A 1,270-nucleotide genomic window follows, 5' to 3' on the forward strand; every position below is an offset into this window, starting at 1 on the left:
GGAGGGGGAGCGCTGGCTCACCGACCTGCCGGTCGAGGCGCTGCGCGAACTGGTCGCCCTCACCCGGGAGGACGCCGTGGCCGAGGAGGACGCGTGAGCGACGAACCGAAACCGCCCGTGGTCAACGTTGCCGCCTACTGGTGCGGCGACTTCACCCTGCGCCGCGCGCCGGCGGCGGCGGCGGAGGAGGACGGTCCGGACGAGTCCTCGCTGCGCCGCCTCGGCCGCTCCGGCATCACCGTGCACGGCCGCGACCTCGCCGTCGTGCTCGCCCCCGCCTACGAGGCCTTCCGGGGCTGAGCGCGGCGGCTACCGTGCGGTAGCGTCGCGCGGGTGACCGACACCCACGACGCGCCGTCGGCCGACTCCCGGTCGGCCGACTTCGAGCAGCACCGGCGGACGGTCTTCGGCATCGCCTACCGGATGCTCGGCAGCGTCGCCGATGCCGAGGACCTGGTCCAGGACACCTGGCTGCGCTGGAGCGGCGCCACCGGCCCGGTCGCCAGTCCCGGCGGCTTCCTGGCCCGTACGGTCACCAACCTCGCGCTCAACAAGCTGGACTCGGCCGCCGTCCGCCGCGAGTCCTACGTCGGCCCCTGGCTGCCCGAGCCGCTGGTCGCCGAGCCGGACGCGACCGAGGGTGTCGAGCGGGCCGAGACGGTCTCGGTGGCCCTGCTGGTGGTGCTGGAGAGCCTGTCCCCGCTGGAGCGGGCGGTGTTCGTGCTCAAGGAGGCCTTCGGATTCTCCTACCAGGAGATCGCCGAGGCCCTGGACCGCACCGAAGCCGCCTGCCGTCAGGTCGGCAGCCGGGCCCGGGCGCACGTGCGCGCCGGCCGGCCGCGCTACGACGCCCCGCCCGAACTGCGCCGCCGCGCCACTGACGAGTTCCTGGTGGCCTGCGCCGGCGGCGACCTGAACCGGATGCTCGAACTGCTCGCCCCCGACGTCACCGCCTGGACGGACGGCGGTGGGGTGATCCGTGCCGCGCTGCGGCCGGTCATCGGTGCCGAGAACGTCGCCCGCTTCGTCCTCGGGGTGCTCGGGCAGCTCGGCGAGGGTGCCGGCGCCCGTCCGGTCCTGGTCAACGGCGAGCCCGGTGCGCTGGTCACCGTGGACGGAGCCGTCGACTCCGTGTCGGTGTTCGAATTCGCCGAGCAGCCCGACGGCACCGTGCGGATCGTCGGGATCCGCAGCGTCCGCAACCCGCACAAGCTGGCCCACCTCGCCGGCGCCGCGCCCGTGCCTCCCTCGGCCCCCGTGCCTCCCTCGG

General features: G+C 75.0%; 2 protein-coding genes. Both read left to right on the top strand.

The window, feature by feature from the left end; all coding sequences use genetic code 11:
- The first annotated feature begins 93 nt into the window (after positions 1 to 93).
- Positions 94 to 300, top strand: coding sequence for a hypothetical protein (locus ACIQOV_RS41870; RefSeq protein ID WP_401056442.1), 207 nt, complete (start codon positions 94 to 96; stop codon positions 298 to 300).
- A 33-nt stretch (positions 301 to 333) separates the two neighbouring features.
- Positions 334 to 1,270, top strand: a 937-nt coding sequence (locus tag ACIQOV_RS41875; RefSeq protein WP_401056443.1) for an RNA polymerase sigma-70 factor, incomplete at its 3' end; no start/stop codon positions are given.

The organism is Kitasatospora sp. NPDC091257, assembly GCF_044757675.1.
Lineage (GTDB): Bacteria > Actinomycetota > Actinomycetes > Streptomycetales > Streptomycetaceae > Kitasatospora > Kitasatospora lactacystinica.